This is a genomic window from Bacillus sp. GM2 (assembly GCF_056155945.1).
Map to the genome: position 1 here is coordinate 950994 of NZ_JBRKSZ010000008.1, position 20005 is coordinate 970998.

At 45.5% G+C, this 20005-nt stretch carries 16 protein-coding genes and 1 rRNA gene; 9 read left to right on the plus strand and 8 right to left on the minus strand.

The window, feature by feature from the left end:
• Positions 1-77: 77 nt before the first annotated feature.
• From ACVC9U_RS19550 to dnaA, 8 genes are all read right to left on the minus strand, one after another.
• Positions 78-1627: ribosomal RNA gene (locus tag ACVC9U_RS19550) — 16S ribosomal RNA — on the minus strand.
• Between the two features lie 277 nt (positions 1628-1904).
• Positions 1905-4379, minus strand: coding sequence for a DNA gyrase subunit A (gene gyrA / locus ACVC9U_RS19555; protein ID WP_441391402.1), 2475 nt, complete (start codon positions 4377-4379; stop codon positions 1905-1907).
• A 190-nt stretch (positions 4380-4569) separates the two neighbouring features.
• Entirely contained in the window at positions 4570-6483 is a 1914-nt protein-coding gene (gene gyrB, locus ACVC9U_RS19560; protein WP_075751817.1) for a DNA topoisomerase (ATP-hydrolyzing) subunit B, read from the minus strand.
• Between the two features lie 60 nt (positions 6484-6543).
• Positions 6544-6786, minus strand: coding sequence for an extracellular matrix regulator RemB (remB, locus tag ACVC9U_RS19565; RefSeq protein WP_020449765.1), 243 nt, complete (start codon positions 6784-6786; stop codon positions 6544-6546).
• A gap of 17 nt (positions 6787-6803) precedes the next feature.
• Positions 6804-7916, minus strand: coding sequence for a DNA replication/repair protein RecF (gene recF, locus ACVC9U_RS19570; protein ID WP_003178089.1), 1113 nt, complete (start codon positions 7914-7916; stop codon positions 6804-6806).
• Positions 7917-7932: 16 nt separating this feature from the next.
• Entirely contained in the window at positions 7933-8148 is a 216-nt protein-coding gene (gene yaaA, locus ACVC9U_RS19575; RefSeq protein ID WP_003178084.1) for a S4 domain-containing protein YaaA, read from the minus strand.
• A gap of 167 nt (positions 8149-8315) precedes the next feature.
• On the minus strand, positions 8316-9452 hold the full coding sequence (gene dnaN, locus ACVC9U_RS19580; RefSeq protein WP_441391403.1) for a DNA polymerase III subunit beta: 1137 nt from the start codon (positions 9450-9452) through the stop codon (positions 8316-8318).
• A gap of 177 nt (positions 9453-9629) precedes the next feature.
• On the minus strand, positions 9630-10970 hold the full coding sequence (dnaA, locus tag ACVC9U_RS19585) for a chromosomal replication initiator protein DnaA (protein ID WP_075751815.1): 1341 nt from the start codon (positions 10968-10970) through the stop codon (positions 9630-9632).
• A gap of 639 nt (positions 10971-11609) precedes the next feature.
• Here dnaA and rpmH point away from each other — a divergent pair.
• The 9 genes from rpmH to ACVC9U_RS19630 all read left to right on the plus strand — a co-directional run bounded on the left by rpmH (position 11610) and on the right by ACVC9U_RS19630 (position 19986).
• On the plus strand, positions 11610-11744 hold the full coding sequence (gene rpmH, locus ACVC9U_RS19590) for a 50S ribosomal protein L34 (RefSeq protein WP_003178075.1): 135 nt from the start codon (positions 11610-11612) through the stop codon (positions 11742-11744).
• A gap of 84 nt (positions 11745-11828) precedes the next feature.
• On the plus strand, positions 11829-12188 hold the full coding sequence (gene rnpA, locus ACVC9U_RS19595) for a ribonuclease P protein component (protein ID WP_075751853.1): 360 nt from the start codon (positions 11829-11831) through the stop codon (positions 12186-12188).
• 164 nt (positions 12189-12352) lie between these two features.
• A complete protein-coding gene (gene spoIIIJ, locus ACVC9U_RS19600) occupies positions 12353-13153 on the plus strand; it encodes a YidC family membrane integrase SpoIIIJ (protein WP_142238580.1) in 801 nt (266 codons plus the stop codon).
• On the plus strand, positions 13150-13773 hold the full coding sequence (gene jag / locus ACVC9U_RS19605) for an RNA-binding cell elongation regulator Jag/EloR (RefSeq protein WP_075751813.1): 624 nt from the start codon (positions 13150-13152) through the stop codon (positions 13771-13773). Before spoIIIJ ends, jag begins: the two co-directional genes overlap by 4 nt.
• Before the next feature lie 335 nt (positions 13774-14108).
• Positions 14109-15488: a tRNA uridine-5-carboxymethylaminomethyl(34) synthesis GTPase MnmE gene (gene mnmE / locus ACVC9U_RS19610; protein WP_075751812.1), complete on the plus strand. Its 1380-nt coding sequence runs from the start codon at positions 14109-14111 to the stop codon at positions 15486-15488.
• Between the two features lie 16 nt (positions 15489-15504).
• A complete protein-coding gene (gene mnmG / locus ACVC9U_RS19615; RefSeq protein WP_035338138.1) occupies positions 15505-17391 on the plus strand; it encodes a tRNA uridine-5-carboxymethylaminomethyl(34) synthesis enzyme MnmG in 1887 nt (628 codons plus the stop codon).
• 13 nt (positions 17392-17404) lie between these two features.
• Positions 17405-18124, plus strand: a complete 720-nt coding sequence (gene rsmG, locus ACVC9U_RS19620; protein WP_165428567.1) for a 16S rRNA (guanine(527)-N(7))-methyltransferase RsmG — start codon at positions 17405-17407, stop codon at positions 18122-18124.
• A 97-nt stretch (positions 18125-18221) separates the two neighbouring features.
• Positions 18222-19073: a nucleoid occlusion protein gene (gene noc, locus ACVC9U_RS19625; RefSeq protein ID WP_145653701.1), complete on the plus strand. Its 852-nt coding sequence runs from the start codon at positions 18222-18224 to the stop codon at positions 19071-19073.
• Positions 19074-19128: 55 nt separating this feature from the next.
• Positions 19129-19986 (plus strand): RNA polymerase sigma-70 factor, encoded by an 858-nt coding sequence (locus ACVC9U_RS19630; RefSeq protein WP_441391404.1) that lies wholly within the window; start codon positions 19129-19131, stop codon positions 19984-19986.
• The last annotated feature ends 19 nt before the right edge of the window (positions 19987-20005 follow it).

Sequence of the window (20005 nt, forward strand, 5' to 3'; positions counted from 1 at the left end):
TCCTTCAAAACTAAACAAGATCCAAACGCACCTGTCTATAAGACCGCAAGGTCTTATATTCCGTATAATATCCTTAGAAAGGAGGTGATCCAGCCGCACCTTCCGATACGGCTACCTTGTTACGACTTCACCCCAATCATCTGTCCCACCTTCGGCGGCTGGCTCCAAAAGGTTACCTCACCGACTTCGGGTGTTACAAACTCTCGTGGTGTGACGGGCGGTGTGTACAAGGCCCGGGAACGTATTCACCGCGGCATGCTGATCCGCGATTACTAGCGATTCCAGCTTCACGCAGTCGAGTTGCAGACTGCGATCCGAACTGAGAACAGATTTGTGGGATTGGCTTAGCCTCGCGGCTTCGCTGCCCTTTGTTCTGCCCATTGTAGCACGTGTGTAGCCCAGGTCATAAGGGGCATGATGATTTGACGTCATCCCCACCTTCCTCCGGTTTGTCACCGGCAGTCACCTTAGAGTGCCCAACTGAATGCTGGCAACTAAGATCAAGGGTTGCGCTCGTTGCGGGACTTAACCCAACATCTCACGACACGAGCTGACGACAACCATGCACCACCTGTCACTCTGCCCCCGAAGGGGAAGCCCTATCTCTAGGGTTGTCAGAGGATGTCAAGACCTGGTAAGGTTCTTCGCGTTGCTTCGAATTAAACCACATGCTCCACCGCTTGTGCGGGCCCCCGTCAATTCCTTTGAGTTTCAGTCTTGCGACCGTACTCCCCAGGCGGAGTGCTTAATGCGTTTGCTGCAGCACTAAAGGGCGGAAACCCTCTAACACTTAGCACTCATCGTTTACGGCGTGGACTACCAGGGTATCTAATCCTGTTCGCTCCCCACGCTTTCGCGCCTCAGCGTCAGTTACAGACCAGAGAGTCGCCTTCGCCACTGGTGTTCCTCCACATCTCTACGCATTTCACCGCTACACGTGGAATTCCACTCTCCTCTTCTGCACTCAAGTTCCCCAGTTTCCAATGACCCTCCCCGGTTGAGCCGGGGGCTTTCACATCAGACTTAAGAAACCGCCTGCGCGCGCTTTACGCCCAATAATTCCGGACAACGCTTGCCACCTACGTATTACCGCGGCTGCTGGCACGTAGTTAGCCGTGGCTTTCTGGTTAGGTACCGTCAAGGTACCGCCCTATTCGAACGGTACTTGTTCTTCCCTAACAACAGAGTTTTACGATCCGAAAACCTTCATCACTCACGCGGCGTTGCTCCGTCAGACTTTCGTCCATTGCGGAAGATTCCCTACTGCTGCCTCCCGTAGGAGTCTGGGCCGTGTCTCAGTCCCAGTGTGGCCGATCACCCTCTCAGGTCGGCTACGCATCGTCGCCTTGGTGAGCCGTTACCTCACCAACTAGCTAATGCGCCGCGGGTCCATCTGTAAGTGGTAGCTAAAAGCCACCTTTTATAATTGAACCATGCGGTTCAATCAAGCATCCGGTATTAGCCCCGGTTTCCCGGAGTTATCCCAGTCTTACAGGCAGGTTACCCACGTGTTACTCACCCGTCCGCCGCTGACCTAAGGGAGCAAGCTCCCGTCGGTCCGCTCGACTTGCATGTATTAGGCACGCCGCCAGCGTTCGTCCTGAGCCAGGATCAAACTCTCCATGAAGTTTGATAATGACTACGCACAACATGTGTGCGATTTATTTAATGAATTAACAGGTACGTTTTGTCTTGTTTAGTTTTCAAAGAACTTCGTTGCCGCTCTCAAAGCGACCACTTAAATATAACATTTATGAGACAAGCGGTCAATACTTTTTTTGAAAAATTTTTTGTTGTTGCTTTTATAAGCGATCAAAAGAAATTATAGCACATGATCTTTCTAATGAAAAGATAATATTTGAAAGTTTGAATAGAAAAACATGCAGCCAAATGGCTGCATGTTTTTATGATTCATCTGCTTCCTGATCCTGTTCTTCTGTATCATTCTCTTCATCTTTTTCAACTAAAGCGACAGTCGCGACATGCTCTTGTTCACCTAAGCGGATAAGACGCACGCCCTGAGTGACGCGGCCGGTCGTGGAAATATCTTTAATATCCATCCGAATGATCACGCCGCTGGCTGTGATGATCATTAAATCTTCTTCTCCTGTTGTTGCTTTCACTGTCACAAGAGATCCGTTATTTTCTGTGATTTTGCAGGTTTTCAGCCCTTTTCCTCCACGGCTTTGAACCCTGTATTCTGAAGCCGGCGTCAGTTTTCCGTAGCCTTTTTCAGTTACGATTAGCACATGATAATCCTCTTCCAAAATCTCCATGCCGACGACAACATCGTCATCTGTCAGAGTGATGCCTTTAACACCGGCTGCTGTTCTTCCCATTTGCCTTACATCTGTTTCAGGGAAACGGATCAGCAGACCGTTCTTCGTACCGATAATAATTTGTTTATTTCCGTCCGTCAGGCGGACGGCCATCAATTCATCCTCATCGCGAAGGCTTAAGGCGATCAATCCGTTATTGCGGATATTCGCGAATTGGGAAAGCGACGTGCGTTTTGATATTCCGTGTTTTGTCGTGAAGAACAAATAAGACTCGTCATCAAATTCGCTTACCGGGATAATCGCGTTGATCCATTCTCCTTTTTCCACTTCAAGCAGGTTAATAATCGGAATTCCCTTTGCTGTCCGTCCGAATTCAGGGATCTCATATCCTTTCGCACGGTAAACCTTCCCTTTATTTGAGAAGAAGAGAATGGTGTCATGGGTGGATGTTGAAATCAGGTGTTCAACGAAGTCGTCTTCATTTGTCCCCATGCCCTGAATGCCTTTCCCGCCCCGTTTTTGGCTGCGGTAAGTGGAAGAAGGCAGACGTTTGATATATCCGTTATGGGTTAAAGTCACAACGATATTCTCGCGCGTGATGAGATCTTCGTCCTCAATCGTCTCAAGGCCTGATGTCACGATTTCTGTACGGCGCTCATCATTAAAGCGCTCTTTAACTTCCGTGAGCTCTTCCCGAATGATTTCAAGAACCTTTTCTTCGTCTGCTAAGATTGCTTTTAACTCGGCAATCAACTCAACAAGACCTTGATATTCCTCTTCGATTTTTTCGCGTTCCAGTCCTGTTAAACGCTGAAGACGCATGTCCAAAATCGCTTGGGCCTGTTTTTCGGTCAAAGAAAACTTCTCAATCAATCCGTTTTTTGCGATTTCAGCCGTTTGCGAATTTCTAATTAGGGAAATAACTTCATCAAGATGATCAAGCGCCACTCTCAAGCCCTCAAGAATATGGGCCCGCGCTTCCGCTTTGCGAAGCTCGAATGCCGTACGCCTTCTGATCACGACTTTTTGATGGTCAAGATAATGCTCCAGACACTGCTTCAGGCTCAATACTTTCGGTTGTCCGTCAACGAGCGCCAAAAGATTAATGCCGAATGATGTTTGAAGAGCGGTCTGCTTGTACAAGTTATTTAACAGTACATTAGCGTTTGCGTCCCTTCTCAGTTCAATGACGATGCGCATTCCGTTTCGGTCTGATTCATCGCGGAGATCCGTAATGCCGTCGATTTTCTTATCGCGCACTAGATCGGCGATTTTTTCGATCAGCCTAGCTTTATTCACCTGGTACGGTATTTCCGTAATAATGATTACCGGTTTGCCGGAAGATGTTTCTTCGATTTGAGCTTTGGCTCGAAGCGTAATGGATCCCCGGCCTGTTTCATAGGCTTTCCGGATGCCGCTTCTTCCCAAGATCAGCCCTGCTGTAGGGAAATCAGGTCCAGGAATGATTTCCATCAATTCCGGCAGCGTAATATCAGGGTTCTTGCTGACCGCCAAGACCCCGTCAATGACTTCACCGAGCTGATGCGGCGGAATGTTCGTGGCCATACCTACAGCAATACCGGCCGCTCCGTTGACAAGCAGGTTCGGAAATCTCGCGGGCATGACAACCGGCTCTTTTTCCGATCCGTCATAGTTGTCCTGGTAATCGATTGTGTCTTTATTGATGTCGCGCAGAATTTCCATAGATATTTTAGACATTCTCGCTTCTGTGTAACGCATGGCCGCAGCCGAGTCGCCGTCGACAGAACCGAAGTTTCCGTGGCCTTGAACGAGCATGTACCGATAGTTAAAATCCTGCGCCATTCTGACCATGGCTTCGTAAACAGCAGAATCACCATGCGGGTGATACTTACCGATAACTTCGCCGACGATACGCGCGGATTTTTTATACGGCTTATCACTTGTCATCCCAAGGTCGTTCATCGCATACAATATTCTTCTGTGCACCGGCTTCAGACCGTCTCTTACGTCCGGAAGAGCGCGGGAAACAATAACACTCATTGCGTAATCTAAAAAAGATGTGCGCATTTCCTGACTGATATTGACTTCCTGAACTTGGGGCTTATGTTGTTCACTCATTAAAAAACCTCCCTGGAGAATCTACATGAGTTGTGTGGGAGTAGATTTGTATTTATACTCTTCAACGAATTAGGCTATTCTCCATTATATCAATAATCTTGATTTTATACACATCAAATGACTAGAGCGCCAAAGGCTCATTCTAGAAAAGACCTTATTTCAATTAAGCGAAAATAAGGTCTTACAATCATTAAATATCCAAATTCTTCACATATCGGGCATTCTCTTCGATAAAGTTGCGGCGCGGCTCAACCTTGTCGCCCATCAGCATTTCAAAGGTTTCATCCGCATCGATCGCATCTTTGAGCGTTACTTGAAGCAATGTCCTCGTTTCAGGATCCATCGTCGTTTCCCAAAGCTGTGTCGCATTCATCTCACCCAAACCTTTATAGCGCTGCAGGCCTGGCTTCGGATTTTGCGGAAGCTCTTTTAAAATTTCTTCGAGCTGCTGGTCATTGTACGCATACTCAACGCGTTTCCCCTGCTGTATTTTGTAAAGCGGCGGCTGAGCGATGTAGACATATCCTTGTTCGATGATCTGCCTCATGTAGCGGTAGAAAAAGGTCAGCAGCAACGTTCGGATGTGGGCACCGTCGACGTCGGCATCCGTCATAATCACGACTTTGTGGTAGCGGGCTTTTTCAAGATTGAAATCTTCCCCAATTCCGGTGCCAAGCGCGGTGATCATAGAACGAACCTCATTGTTGGACAAAATTTTGTCCAGGCGTGCTTTTTCGACGTTCAAGATTTTCCCTCTCAAAGGCAAAATGGCTTGGAAATGACGATCGCGGCCCTGTTTTGCCGATCCGCCCGCAGAGTCGCCCTCAACGATGTAAAGTTCGGAAATCGTCGGGTCTTTAGAAGAACAGTCAGCCAGTTTTCCCGGCAGATTCGACACTTCAAGGGCGCTTTTTCTGCGCGTCAATTCGCGTGCTTTCTTTGCAGCCATTCGTGCTCTGGCGGCCATAACCCCTTTTTCAACGATTTTTTTCGCTGAATCCGGGTTTTCAAGCAGAAACTTTTCGAGCGCTTCTGAAAATAGCGCATCTGTTATCGTACGCGCTTCTGAGTTGCCAAGCTTTGTTTTCGTCTGCCCTTCAAATTGAGGATCCGGGTGCTTGATTGAAATAATCGCTGTCAAACCTTCCCGGACATCTTCCCCGCTTAAATTCGGGTCGTTTTCTTTGAATACGCCGTTCCTTCTCGCGTAATCATTGATGACCCGCGTCAAGCCTGTTTTAAAGCCTGCTTCATGCGTTCCGCCTTCATACGTATGGATGTTGTTGGCGAATGAATAGATGTTGCTCGTGTAGCTGTCATTGTATTGAAGAGCGACCTCGACCGTAATGCCGTCTTTGGACCCTTCAATGTAGACCGGCTCCTCGTGAATGACTTCTCGTGAGCGGTTCAAGTGTTCAACATAGCTTTTAATTCCGCCCTCATAGCAGTACTCATTCTTGCGTTCTTTTCCTTCACGCTTGTCTTCGATCGTGATTTTGACGCCTTTTGTCAAAAAAGCGAGTTCTCGGACACGAGTGGCAAGCGTATCATAGTCGTATTCAGTCGTTTCCGTGAATATTTCCGGATCAGGCTTGAAGTGAGTGGTCGTTCCTGTCACATCCGTATCGCCGATGACTTTCAAATCAGCTTTTGGAACGCCCCGTTCATATTCCTGGTAATGGACTTTTCCGTCTCTGTAAACCGTTACATCAAGCTCTGTTGACAGGGCGTTAACAACAGAAGCACCGACGCCGTGCAAACCACCTGAAACTTTATATCCGCTTCCGTCAAACTTTCCTCCGGCGTGCAGAACGGTCATGATGACTTCCACAGCGGGACGGCCCATTTTCTCCTGAATACCGACCGGAATCCCCCGTCCGTTGTCTTTTACAGTGATGCTGTTGTCTTTTTCAATTTCGACATTGATTTCAGTGCAGTAACCGGCCAATGCTTCATCGATGCTGTTATCAACAATTTCCCATACTAAATGGTGCAGACCTTTGCCGCTTGTCGACCCGATGTACATTCCGGGTCTTTTCCGAACGGCTTCCAATCCCTCTAGAACCTGTATCTGATTTTCATCGTAATTATTTTGCTGTTCCATTGCCACGCACATTCACCTACACTTTTCTTCAAACATAATAAATTTATAGTTAAGATTCTTTTATGAATCGATTTCCGGCTTGGATTGCGCCCGTTTTTTCAACGTGCCTGAGGCTAAAGGAGAAAAATAAATCGATTGTAATGTGACAACAATTGACTTCGGCGTGCTGTTAGAAGAGACAATCAGCTGTTTTTGCTTGTTTAAAAACTCTTCAACAATCGGCGATGTCTTTGCCTTGTAATCAAAAATAGCCACAATTTCACGCGTTGAGACGACAAAATCGTCACCTAAGTGGATATACAATCCCTCACCCCATTTTCTCAGTCCGATAGCGTGCCATTTTCAACTCGAAAGATTTCCGCTTCGTTTAAGGTTTTATGATCAATTCCATCAACGCTTGTCGTTGTTACGAATGTTTGAACACGGCCTTGAATGGTGTGGAGCAAGTGAGACTGCCGATAGTCGTCCAGCTCTGATAAAACATCATCCAAAAGCAGAATCGGATATTCTCCTATCTCTTCCTGAATCAAATCGATTTCAGCCAATTTAAGCGACAATGCAGTCGTTCGCTGCTGGCCCTGCGACCCGTAAGTCTGCACATCACGGCCATTGACATAGAAGAGAACATCATCCCTGTGGGGACCTGACAGAGATACCCCCCGTTCTATTTCTTTATCTCTTAATTTAGAAAACGTTTCTTGATAACTATTGATCATTTTCGACAAATCGGGCGAATCTGATACGTGAAGAGACGTATGATACTTTAGCGTCAGCTCTTCCAGACCTCTTGAAATTCCGGAATGAATGGGCTGAGCCCATTTTTCAAGCTGATCGACAAACTGAAGCCGTTTCATAACAACCTTTGCTGCGAATTCCGTAAGCTGTTCCGTCAGCACGTCAAGCATCGTTTGATCGGTTTGCTTTCTCGTTTGAAGCTGTTTCAGGAAATGATTCCGTTGTGAAAGGATTTTTTGGTAAAGAGAAAGGTCATGAAGATAGACAGGTGATACTTGGCCGATTTCCATATCGAGAAACCTTCTTCTGACCTGAGGACTTCCTTTTACAAGGTTTAAATCCTCCGGCGCGAACATAATCGTGTTGACAGCCCCGACATACTGGCTCAGCTTCTGCTGTTCAATATGATTGACTTTACCTTTTTTTCCTTTTTTGGAAATCACGAGCTGAATGGGAACAGAACCGTTTTTTTTAATGACCCTGCCTTCTATTTTAGCATAGTCTTCATCCCATCGTATGAGTTCTTTATCATTTGACGTCCGATGGGATTTGGCCATCGCAAGCACATAGATCGCTTCCATCAAATTCGTTTTTCCTTGAGCGTTCTCTCCGATAATCACGTTCACTTTGTTCTCAAATTGAAGGTCAAGGCGTTCATAATTACGGTAAGACGATAATGTTAGATTTTGGATATACAATCAATACCACCTGCTTTTAGCCGACGACTTGAAATGAACCGAATCCTTCAATCGTCACCACATCTCCGACATACAGTTTTCGTCCGCGGCGGTTATCCGGCTCGTCATTGACGAGTACTTCATATTCCGATAAAAACCATTTTGCCATTCCTCCGGACTGAATGACATCCGCCAATTTCAAAAACTGGCCGAGGGTAATCATCTCTGTATCAATAGCCACCGTCTTTGTCATTATATCGACCTCTTTCAATATCACTAATATCTAATTGTACTAAAAAACAGGGAAAGAAGGAAAGGGGAAACTTGCGGTATGAACAACCAAGGCAGGGCGAGAGCGCTTTTCTCCCGAAAAAATAAGAGAAGCTGCCGGACCAGCCGGCAACTTTCTATTCCAACAAATTAATACGTCCGGACAGGAAGAATTAATTGGACGATCGAATCGTCATTCGGCGTACGGATCAGAAAAGGCCTCATAGCGCCCGTGAAACTCACGTGAATGTCCTCTCCTTCAAGAACTTTAAGGGCATCCAGCATATATTTCGGACTAAAGGATATCTTTAAGTCTTCCCCTTCAATCTGCTCGGCATTCACCGTTTCGACAACCTTTCCGATTTCCGGAGAGTTTGAAGAAATTTCGATCGACTCATTGGCGGCTGCGGAAAGTTTCACCACGTTGTTTCGTCCTTCTCTCGCCAAGAGCGAAGCCCTGTCAATCGCCTGAAGAAATTCCTTTGTATTGACGATCAGGTTCGTTTTGCTTTCCTGAGGAATCAGACGGTTTGTATCCGGGTAGTTTCCGTCAAGCAGTCTGGAGAAAAACAGCACGTTTTTTGTTTTAAACAACACTTGTGTTTCGGTAATTACAATATCGACAAGCTCCTGGTGGTCATCAAGGATCTTGCTCAGCTCGGTTAAGCTTTTTCCTGGGATGACGACATTGTAAGAACTGTCTTCGTGAATGTCGAGCTTAGCTTTTCTTAGCGCCAGACGGTGACTATCCGTCGCAGTGCATATTAATTCACCGCCCGCGACATTCCAGTTTACACCTGTCAAGATTGGGCGTGTTTCTGAGGTGGACACTGCAAAAACGGTTTGGCGGATCAGGTTTTTTAGCAGATCGGTCGGAATTTGAAAAGCGTGATGCTCTTCAATTTGCGGCAAAAGCGGATATTCGCTCGCATCTAAACCGTTTAAGTTAAACTCTGCTTTGCCGGAGCGGATAATCGTTAAGTATTGATTTTGAACCTCGATTTCCACCGTTGACATCGGCAGCTTTTTGACAATTTCACTGAAAAAACGCGCTTGAAGCACAATGCTGCCGGGCTGTTCAATTGTCACGATCTCTAAATCGCCGTCTTCTTTCGGGATAAACGATTCAATCGAAATATCGGAATCGCTGCCTGTCAGAGAGACACCTTCATCAGAGGCCACAATTTTAATACCGGTTAAGATCGGAATCGTCGTTCTTGAAGAAACGGCTTTTAACACATCTTGGACACCTTCGACTAGGCGGTCTTTTTGAATTGTAAACTTCATAATCATCCTCCTTGCGGGAATCTATTAATTATTATGTTTTATAAAAATAGCAGAAGTACTAGTAGGGGCTGTGGATTTGTGGATAAGTGCTAAAAACGAACGGAAACACAGCCTATCCACATGTGGACAGACTGTGTAAGGCTATGTTCAAGTTATTCACACTTTCCCGCTCACCATTTATCTCAGCTGCTCTTTAATTTCTTTAATATGCTGCTGGAGCTGTTCATCATTGCTCAGCAGTTTTGATATTTTTTCGTGGGCATGGATGACCGTCGTGTGGTCGCGTCCGCCAAATTCTTCGCCGATCTTTGGAAGAGAAGAATCTGTCATTTCTCTTGATAGATACATAGCGATCTGCCGCGGAAAAGCCACCGATTTTGTCCGTTTCTTCGCCTTGAAATCCTCCAGCTTAATATTAAACTGCTGGCCGACGATTCTTTGGATGTCTTTGATCGTAATGACTTTCGGCTTTGAAGACGGAATGATATCTTTCAAAGCTTCAGCAGCCAGATCGGCGTTGATGTCTTTATTGATCAGGGAAGAATATGCGACAACCCTGATTAATGCCCCTTCCAGCTCCCTGATATTGCTGTCGATCTGATTGGCAATATAAAGCATGACTTCATTCGGGATATCAAGTCCTTCTGCTTTTGCTTTCTTTCTTAAAATCGCAATTCTTGTTTCCAGATCAGGAGGCGTGATGTCTGTGATCAATCCCCATTCAAAACGGGAGCGCAAACGGTCTTCAAGCGTTGGGATCTCTTTTGGAGGCCGGTCGCTGGAAATGACGATCTGCTTTGTTTCTTCATGCAGCGTATTAAACGTATGGAAAAATTCCTCTTGCGTCTGTTCTTTTCCGGCTAAAAATTGAATATCATCTATCAAAAGAACGTCAACATTTCGATAGCGGTTGCGAAAATCGACAGCTTTATTGTCACGGATCGAGTTAATGAATTCATTTGTAAATTTCTCAGATGACAAATAAACCACTTTTGCAGATGGATTGTGATCGATGACATAGTGCCCGATCGCATGCATTAAGTGAGTCTTTCCAAGTCCGACTCCCCCATAAATAAACAGCGGATTGTAAGCTTTCGCCGGGGCTTCAGCCACTGCCAAAGACGCCGCATGGGCGAATCGGTTTCCTGAACCGATAACGAACGTATCGAATGTATATTTGGGATTCAGCATGTTTTGCGGAAAATCAGCCGGTTCTTCTTTCGACATTTTTTTGATTGGAGACTTAGGCATAAAATCTTCTTCATTTTGATTCTGAGGAATGACAAATTTAATGCTCAATTCTTCTCCTGTCAGATCGTAGATCGTATCGGCGATCAGGTGCAGGTATCTTGATTCAAGCCAGTCTCTGGCGAACTCGTTCGGTGCGGTGATGATCAGCGTATCGCCCTGCAATGAATGGGCCTTTGTCGATTTCATCCATGTTTCAAAGCTGGGCTTGCTCAATTTTTTTTCGATCTGCCCCAAAGCTTGATTCCAAAGATCCGATATGTTTTTCATAATGGCGGTTCGTCCCTCCTTTACCAGCAATATTTGCTTGTCCAACCTGTTATAGAACACAAAAAAAGAGCAAATGGATGAGTCCATTCGTTAATGAAATGTTGAAAACATATAATATAGTAGAAAAACGTCTTTTCGACATTCTTCACAAGATGTGGACAAATTTCTGCACACCCTGTGAAAAAACTTTCCACAACTTATCCACAGTTTGTGGATAATGGATTGGCAGCCAATTTGTTATCAAGAGTTAAAACACAAATATAATATCAGAATAAGCGAGTGGTTGCAATGGTTGCGAGGAACTTATCCACACACTATACAAACTGTTGAAGAAATATTGTCCACAACGGTTAGTTTTGTGAAAATGTTGTCGATAATGATTGTGGATAGAAAAAACGAGGCGAAAGATATCCACATTGGCTTTTTTTCGCTCCGCTCTTCCCATTTTCCCGCTTCCAAAAAAATCTTTTAAGCTAAAATTGAGGAAAAATGAAATTAGGCTTTCGAAGAAAATTGATATGTGTTATCCTATTATGGTGCAAAAAAGAAATGTGTGAGCGAAGTTGACAATGAACTGCTCATCCCAATATAATAAATTAGACTGTCTTTAACAGCTATTCCTCGAGGGAGGTGTCATACATGAAAAGAACATTTCAACCAAATAACCGTAAGCGCAGCAAAGTTCATGGCTTTCGCAGCCGTATGAGTTCTAAAAATGGACGTCTTGTATTAGCACGTCGTCGCCGCAAAGGAAGAAAAGTATTATCAGCTTAGGCCACTGAATAATGTCAGTGGTCTTTTTTACATAGAGGAATGACCAGGCCCATTTGCCAGCTTGTTATCGGAGTGAAAGAAGATATGAAAAAGCGAAATCGATTAAAGAAAAATGAAGATTTTCAAAAAGTATTTAAAAAAGGCAAATCGATGGCAAACCGGCAATATGTTTTATATGTGCTTCACCAGCCTGAGGCGAAAGAGTTTCGGGTGGGACTGTCGGTCAGCAAGAAAATCGGAAACGCAGTCGTGCGCAACCGGGTAAAGCGGCTGATTCGCCAGGTCATCCAGGAAGAGCGGGATCTATTAAAACAAGAAAATGACTACATTATCATCGCAAGAAAACCTGCAGCTGAATTGTCATATGAAGAGGCGAAAAAAAGTTTGCAGCACCTTTTCAGAAAGTCGTTTGTCTACCGGAAAAAACCGAATCAGCCATCATAGTCCGGTTAAAAAGATGTTATGGCCCTCATTTTTAAGCGCTTCCTTTAGCTCCTGAAAAATGTCGTCGCCCATTCGGGGAGAAAGATGATAAAATACGAGAAAGTATGTCTTTTTAATGGTCATAACCGAATAATACCGGTTGAAGAATGAAGATTTAGGAGGAAATATTGTTGAAGAGGCGAATTTTATTATTGTTCAGTATGATCGGCGTTATCGTGCTGTTAGCTGGATGTACGGAAATCAACCAGCCGATCACTGCAGAAAGCGAAGGGTTTTGGAACACGTATATCGTATACCCGCTGTCACAGCTGATCACGTATGTAGCAAATTTAACGAATAAAAACTTCGGACTCGCGATTATCATCGTCACGATCTTAGTCAGACTTTTAATTTTGCCGCTGATGATCAAGCAGACGAAGAGTTCGAAAGCGATGCAGGCTCTCCAGCCTGAAATGCAAAAACTTCGCGAAAAATACAGTTCTAAAGATCAAAAAACGCAGCAGAAGCTTCAACAGGAAACGATGGCTCTCATGCAGAAGCACGGGGTTAACCCGCTTGCCGGATGTTTCCCGATCTTAATTCAAATGCCGATTTTAATCGGATTCTATCATGCCATTATGAGAACGCGGGAAATCGCAGAACACAGCTTTTTATGGTTTGACCTTGGGGAGCGTGATCCGTATTTCATTTTGCCGATTCTCGCCGGTGTGTTCACATTCATTCAGCAAAAGCTGATGATGGCGGGAACAGCGCAGCAAAATCCGCAGATGGCGATGATGCTTTGGCTGATGCCGATCATGATCGTTGTATTTGCGGTCAGTTTCCCGGCGGCTCTTTCCCTGTACTGGGTAGTCGGTAACTTATTCATGATTGCTCAAACCTTCTTTATCAAAGGGCCTGATTTAAAGGCAGAGAGGCAGGAAGCGGCAGCCGGAGGAAAAAAATCCGGAGGTAAGAAAAAGTGAAGAAACTGACTGCTACTGGACGTACCGTCGATGAAGCAGTGCAATCCGGGCTTGAACAGCTGGGCCTTCATGCAGATGATGTCGAAGTCGACGTAGTTGATGAAGGAAAAAAGGGATTATTCGGCATTTTCGGTCATCGGTCTGCAGTCGTGAACATTCGGGAAAAAATAGACCCGGTTAAAGAAGCAAAACAGTATTTGGAAAATGTGATTTCGAATATGGGAATACAAGCCCAGGTGACGGCAGAAGAGGAGTCAAAACGAGTGGTCTTTCAGTTAAAAGGTGATAAAACAGCCCTTTTAATTGGAAAAAGGGGACAAACTTTAAATGCCCTTGAAACGCTGACGCAGCTCGTGCTCAATCGTCATTCCGACAGATATATCCAAGCGGTGGTTGACGCCGAGGGATACCGCGCAAAGCGGAAGGAAACACTCGCTCAGCTTGCATTGAAGCTTGCTGACCAGGCGGCCAGGCAGAAAAAAGACATTCACCTGGAGCCGATGCCTTCCAGTGAGCGCAAAGTCATCCATGATACGCTTGCGGGCTACTCGCAGCATATCGAAACTTATTCTACTGGAGAAGACCATAATCGGCACCTTGTCATCTCATATAAAAAATAACATGAAAACCGAAGTTCCCAAAATTGGGGCTTCGGTTTTTTGCCGTTGCAAAATCGATGAATGCAGACCAAATCGGTTTAAGCTTTAGTTTTTTCGGTGTAAGCTGTTGATGAAAATGAAATTTAATTGTTATTCACATGTGGATAAGTTAAAGTAAGTAATGATGGCTTAGAACGGTTGTGGATAACGATTCAAGTCACTTCCACTTCAATTGAAACTATGATATCTTTAAATTTTGATTACAATAAAAGTTTTTCATCCATATACGATGTTTGGAAGATGACCCGGACAAATGGGGATAATAGATAGAGGAATGAAAAAGAGAGGTGAAAGCCATGGATACCATCGCCGCGATTTCAACGCCGATGGGAGAAGGAGCGATTGCGATCGTCCGGATGAGCGGCCCTGAGGCTCTTGCGATCGCCGATAAAGTATATAAAGGACCTCGCGGGAAAAGGCTGACTTCCGTCGATTCACATACGATTAACTACGGTCATATCGTTGATCCGGAAACGGAAAAAGTCGTGGAAGAAGTCATGGTTTCGGTACTGAAAGCGCCGAAAACTTTTACGCGGGAAGATATTGTAGAAATCAACTGCCACGGCGGAATTGTAACCGTCAACCAGGTGCTTCAGCTCGTTTTGAGAGAGGGAGCGCGCCTTGCGGAACCGGGGGAATTTACGAAAAGAGCCTTTTTGAACGGAAGAATCGATCTTTCCCAAGCTGAAGCTGTCATGGATCTCATCAGGGCCAAAACAGACCGCGCTATGAATGTGGCCATGAATCAGATGGAAGGAAGGCTGTCTTCACTGATCAAACGGTTGAGAGCCGAGATTCTTGAAACATTGGCCCATGTTGAAGTGAATATAGACTATCCGGAATACGATGATGTCGAAGAAATGACCCATAAGATGCTGATTGAAAAGGCGACAAAGGTCAAAAAGGAAATCGAGGCGCTGCTGACGACTTCAGAGCAGGGTAAAATATTAAGAGAAGGCATCTCAACGGTTATCATCGGGCGGCCAAATGTCGGCAAGTCCTCGCTTTTAAACAGTCTCGTCCATGAGACAAAAGCGATTGTAACGGACATTCCGGGTACGACACGGGATGTCATTGAAGAATATGTGAATGTCAGAGGCGTGCCGCTGCGCCTTGTCGATACAGCCGGGATCCGCGAGACCGAAGACATCGTCGAGCGTATCGGCGTTGAACGTTCAAGACAGGTATTAAAAGAAGCCGATTTGATTTTGCTTGTCCTCAATTACAGCGAGACCCTTTCGGAAGAAGACATCAAGCTCTTTGAAGCAACGAAGGGCATGGACATCATCGTCATCGTCAATAAGACCGATCTTGAGCAAAGACTTGATCTTGATCGCGTTCGGGAATTGGCGGGAAATCAGCCTGTCGTCACGACATCCTTATTGAAAGAGGAAGGGATTGATGAGCTGGAGGAAGCCATTCAATCGCTGTTTTTCACAGGAACGATCGAGAGCGGCGACTTGACATATGTCAGCAATACAAGGCACATCTCACTGCTGCATGAGGCGAAGCGCGCCATTACTGACGCATTGGAGGGCATCGAAAACGATGTCCCGATCGATATGGTTCAAATTGATTTAACAAGATGCTGGGAAGTTCTCGGGGAGATCATTGGCGATGCTGTACACGAAAGCCTGATCGATCAGCTCTTCTCTCAATTTTGCTTAGGAAAATAAAGGAGGAACAAAGCATATGGGCTATGAAGCAGGCCAATATGACGTCGTTGTCGTCGGCGCCGGACACGCCGGTGTTGAAGCGGCGCTGGCGTCAGCCAGACAAGGCGCAAAAACGCTTGTCTTAACGATTAACCTTGATATGGTTGCTTTCATGCCATGTAACCCGTCTGTCGGCGGACCTGCAAAAGGAATCGTCGTCCGCGAAATCGATGCGCTCGGCGGGGAAATGGCTAAAAATATCGATAAAACTCATATTCAAATGAGGCTCTTAAATACTGGAAAAGGCCCTGCCGTCCGGGCGCTGCGGGCTCAGGCTGATAAATTCCAATATCAGCATGAAATGAAAAAGACACTTGAAAATGAACCGAATTTGACCATGCTGCAAGGAATGGTCGAACGCCTTCTGATTGAAGACGGGGAATGCCGGGGCGTTGTAACCCAAACAGGGGCGGAGTACCGTTCTAAGACCGTTGTTCTGACGACGGGGACATTTTTGAGAGGAAAAATCATTCTTGGCGATCTGTCATACTCGAGCGGACCGAACAACCAGCAGCCGTCCATCAAGCTGTCTGAGCATCTTGAAGAGCTCGGCTTTGACCTCGTCCGCTTTAAAACAGGAACGCCGCCGCGGGTCAACAGCCACTCAATTGACTACAGCAAAACGGAAATTCAGCCCGGTGATGAAGTGCCGCGGGCCTTTTCGTATGAGACGGTGGAATATATTACAGACCAGCTTCCATGCTGGCTCACATATACAAGTCCGGAAACGCACGAAATTATTGACAACAATCTGCATCGCTCACCGATGTATTCCGGTATGATTAAAGGAACGGGGCCAAGATATTGTCCTTCTATTGAAGACAAGGTCGTCCGCTTTAACGACAAGCCGAGACACCAGATCTTCCTTGAGCCTGAAGGGCGCAACACCCAGGAAGTATATGTTCAAGGATTGTCGACAAGTCTTCCGGAAGATGTGCAGCGAAAAATGCTTTCAACTATTCCCGGTCTTGAAAATGTGCAAATGATGCGGGCAGGATACGCGATTGAATATGATGCGATCGTACCGACACAGCTGTGGCCGACACTGGAAACGAAAAAAATTCCGGGACTCTTCACAGCCGGACAGATTAACGGAACATCAGGCTATGAAGAAGCGGCCGGACAGGGAATTATGGCCGGCATCAATGCGGGCCGGAAAGCGCTTGGCAAAGAAGAGGTCATTCTCAGCCGTTCTGATGCTTATATCGGCGTATTGATCGACGACCTTGTGACGAAAGGAACAAACGAACCATATCGCCTCCTGACTTCGCGTGCGGAGTACAGGCTGCTTCTGCGTCACGACAATGCAGACTTGCGCCTGACCGAGATCGGCTATCAAATCGGCTTGATTTCTGAAGAACGATATCAAAAGTTCCAAGAGAAAAAAGCGGCCATTGAAGCAGAGAAAAAACGCCTTCATTCTGTTATTATCAAACCGACAAAGGAAAATCAGGAATATATCCGTTCATTGGGCGGCAGCGAGCTCAAAGACGGCATTCGCGCGACCGACCTGATGAAGCGGCCGGAAATGAATTATGAAACCGTTACTGCTCTTGCGCCGCCTGAACAAAAAGTCGCCGGCGACGTTGCTGAACAGGTTGAAATTCAAATTAAGTATGAAGGATATATTGAAAAGTCCTTGCAGCAGGTCGAAAAACTAAAGAAAATGGAAAACAAAAAGATTCCTGACAGAATCGACTATGACGCGATCAAAGGCATAGCAACGGAAGCGCGCCAAAAATTGAAAGAGGTCAGACCGCTGTCGGTCGCACAGGCCTCACGGATTTCCGGCGTCAATCCTGCTGATATTTCCATTCTGCTCGTCTACTTAGAGCAGGGACGGATTGCCAAGGTTGCGGAATAGAAAGGGTGACGGCATGAACATTGAGCAATTTACAGCCGGTTTGGAGGAGAAAGGCATCTCCCTTTCCTCCTTCCAGCTGGAGCAATTTGAGACCTATTACGAATGGCTTGTTGAATGGAACGAAAAAATGAATTTAACCTCGATTACCGAGAAAAAAGAAGTGTATTTAAAGCATTTTTACGACTCCATCGCCGCTTCTTTTTATGTCGATTTCAAAAAGATGAACAGTCTCTGTGATGTTGGAGCGGGCGCCGGATTTCCAAGCCTTCCGATAAAAATCTGTTTTCCTCACCTTCACGTCACAATTGTTGACTCGCTGAACAAACGGATTCACTTTTTGAATCAGCTGTCAGATGCTTTGAAGCTGGAAAACACAGCTTTTTACCATGACCGCGCGGAAACATTCGGAAGATCGAAAGACCATAGAGAAAGCTATGACATCGTGACGGCACGCGCTGTCGCCCGCCTTTCGGTTCTCAGCGAGCTCTGCCTTCCGCTTGTGAAAAAAGACGGTTTATTCGTAGCATTAAAAGCAGCTTCGGCTGATGAAGAAATTGAAACGGGCAAAAAAGCCATCAAAATGCTTGGAGGCAAAATTGAAACCGTACATTCTTTTCAGCTGCCAATTGAAGAAAGCGACAGAAACATCATTGTCATCAAAAAACAATCGCAGACACCGAAGAAATTTCCAAGAAAGCCTGGAACACCTAATAAATCTCCTATAGAAGGTTAAATTATTCGTTTTCTTCAAATTTCGTGATGTCACAGAAGGAAAATTCATGAGAAAATAGAATTATAAAAATGGCAGTGTTTAAAGGTGGTGTAGGTACATGAAGCATTCATTCTCTCGTCTCTTCGGACTTGGCGACAAGGAAGAAGAAGCAGAGATTGCTGAACATGATACGAATAAAGAAGAAATTCAAGAGATTCCAGTAGGCGATATAATTCCTAACCGTTTTCAGCCGCGCACCATTTTCTCAGAAGAAAAAATTAAAGAATTAGCTGCAACCATTCATACACACGGCATTATCCAGCCGATTGTCGTCAGAAAAACAGAGCGGGAAGGCCAATATGAACTCATAGCCGGAGAGCGGCGCTGGCGGGCGGTTCAAACGCTCGATTGGGAGAAGGTCCCCGCTATTATTAAGGATTTTTCAGATACGGAGACCGCTTCCGTCGCTCTTATCGAAAACCTTCAGAGGGAAGAATTATCTTCGATTGAAGAAGCGCATGCTTATGCAAGGCTTTTAGAGCTTCACGATTTGACGCAGGAAGCCCTTGCACAAAGGCTTGGAAAGGGCCAGTCAACAATCGCCAATAAGCTCAGACTGTTGAAGCTTCCGGAAGAGGTGCAGGAAGCGATCTTGAAAAAAGAAATTTCAGAGCGCCACGCAAGAGCGCTCATACCGTTGAAACAGCCCGACCTTCAGGTCAAGCTGTTACATGAAGTCATTGAAAAGAATTTAAATGTAAAGCAAACCGAAGACCGTGTCGTCAAAATGCTTGAGCAGGATAAACGCAAGCCGAAACCGAAGAGAAAAGCGTACAGCAGAGACGCGAGAATCGCGATGAATACGATTCGCCAGTCCTTATCAATGGTGGAAGACAGCGGCGTCAAACTGAATACCGAAGAAGAGGAATTTGAAGAATATATTCAGTTTACGATCCGGATACCGAAATAAAAGCTCCCTCTAGAGCTTTTATTTTTTTAGGCAAAATATCAATGGAGGAGCATCTATGGAATATTATCGACAATATCATTCTTTGCTTTTTTCAATTGCTTACCGTATGCTCGGGTCTCTGCAGGATGCAGAGGACATCGTCCAGGAATTGTTCGCAGACCTCCAGGAAAAAGATATCAGTCAAATTGACCATATTCAATCCTATTTGACGAAATCTATCACAAACCGCTGCATAAATGAACTCCAGTCTGCCCGCAAGAAGCGAGAGGTGTATATCGGGGAATGGCTTCCGGAACCGCAGGTGGCGCTTTCAGCTCAAAGTCCGGCGGAATACGTTGAAGAAAAAGAAAAGGTTTCCTATGCATTTTTGGTAGTTATGAGCCGGTTAAATCCTGTGGAAAGAGCCGTATTGATGTTTAGGGAAGTATTTGGATATCACTATAAGGAAATATCGTCCATAATCGGGAAGTCGGAAGCGAACTGTCGTAAAATCCACAGCCGGCTGAAACAGAAGCTAAATGGGGATATTTCGGTATTATCACAGCCGGTCGAAGAACAGCAACTGGCCCGGCTGTTTATCGAATCAGCGAAAACCGGTGACTTTGAGGCGTTTTCCAAAATATTGATTGAAGATGCCGTATTGTATACGGATGGCGGCGGAAAAGTACGCAGCGCGTTGAGACCGATCTATGGAAAGAGCCGCATTTATGCTTTTTTTACGGGAGTTGTTTCAAAGGGAAGCTTTTCCGGCCGCTTTATGCCTGTCGATATCAACGGCCAAAAGGGCGTTTTGATCATAAAAAACAACCGCCCGGCTTACGCTGTTTGCTTTGCTTGGAACCCGGAAGGCGATTCCGTCAAAAATGTGTTTATCGTTTCAAATCCCGATAAACTGAAGAACATTAAAATATAACGTTTTCTGTCACAAACAT

Excerpts from the sequence above, each read along its gene's own strand:
- rpmH (WP_003178075.1), top strand. The coding sequence starts at position 11,610 with ATGAAAAGAACATTTCAACCAAATAACCGTAAGCGCAGCAAAGTTCAT.
- dnaA (WP_075751815.1), bottom strand. The coding sequence starts at position 10,970 with ATGAAAAACATATCGGATCTTTGGAATCAAGCTTTGGGGCAGATCGAA.
- mnmE (WP_075751812.1), top strand. The coding sequence starts at position 14,109 with ATGGATACCATCGCCGCGATTTCAACGCCGATGGGAGAAGGAGCGATT.
- gyrA (WP_441391402.1), bottom strand. The coding sequence starts at position 4,379 with ATGAGTGAACAACATAAGCCCCAAGTTCAGGAAGTCAATATCAGTCAG.
- yaaA (WP_003178084.1), bottom strand. The coding sequence starts at position 8,148 with ATGACAAAGACGGTGGCTATTGATACAGAGATGATTACCCTCGGCCAG.
- ACVC9U_RS19630 (WP_441391404.1), top strand. The coding sequence starts at position 19,129 with ATGGAATATTATCGACAATATCATTCTTTGCTTTTTTCAATTGCTTAC.
- gyrB (WP_075751817.1), bottom strand. The coding sequence starts at position 6,483 with ATGGAACAGCAAAATAATTACGATGAAAATCAGATACAGGTTCTAGAG.
- mnmG (WP_035338138.1), top strand. The coding sequence starts at position 15,505 with ATGGGCTATGAAGCAGGCCAATATGACGTCGTTGTCGTCGGCGCCGGA.
- rnpA (WP_075751853.1), top strand. The coding sequence starts at position 11,829 with ATGAAAAAGCGAAATCGATTAAAGAAAAATGAAGATTTTCAAAAAGTA.
- rsmG (WP_165428567.1), top strand. The coding sequence starts at position 17,405 with ATGAACATTGAGCAATTTACAGCCGGTTTGGAGGAGAAAGGCATCTCC.
- dnaN (WP_441391403.1), bottom strand. The coding sequence starts at position 9,452 with ATGAAGTTTACAATTCAAAAAGACCGCCTAGTCGAAGGTGTCCAAGAT.
- noc (WP_145653701.1), top strand. The coding sequence starts at position 18,222 with ATGAAGCATTCATTCTCTCGTCTCTTCGGACTTGGCGACAAGGAAGAA.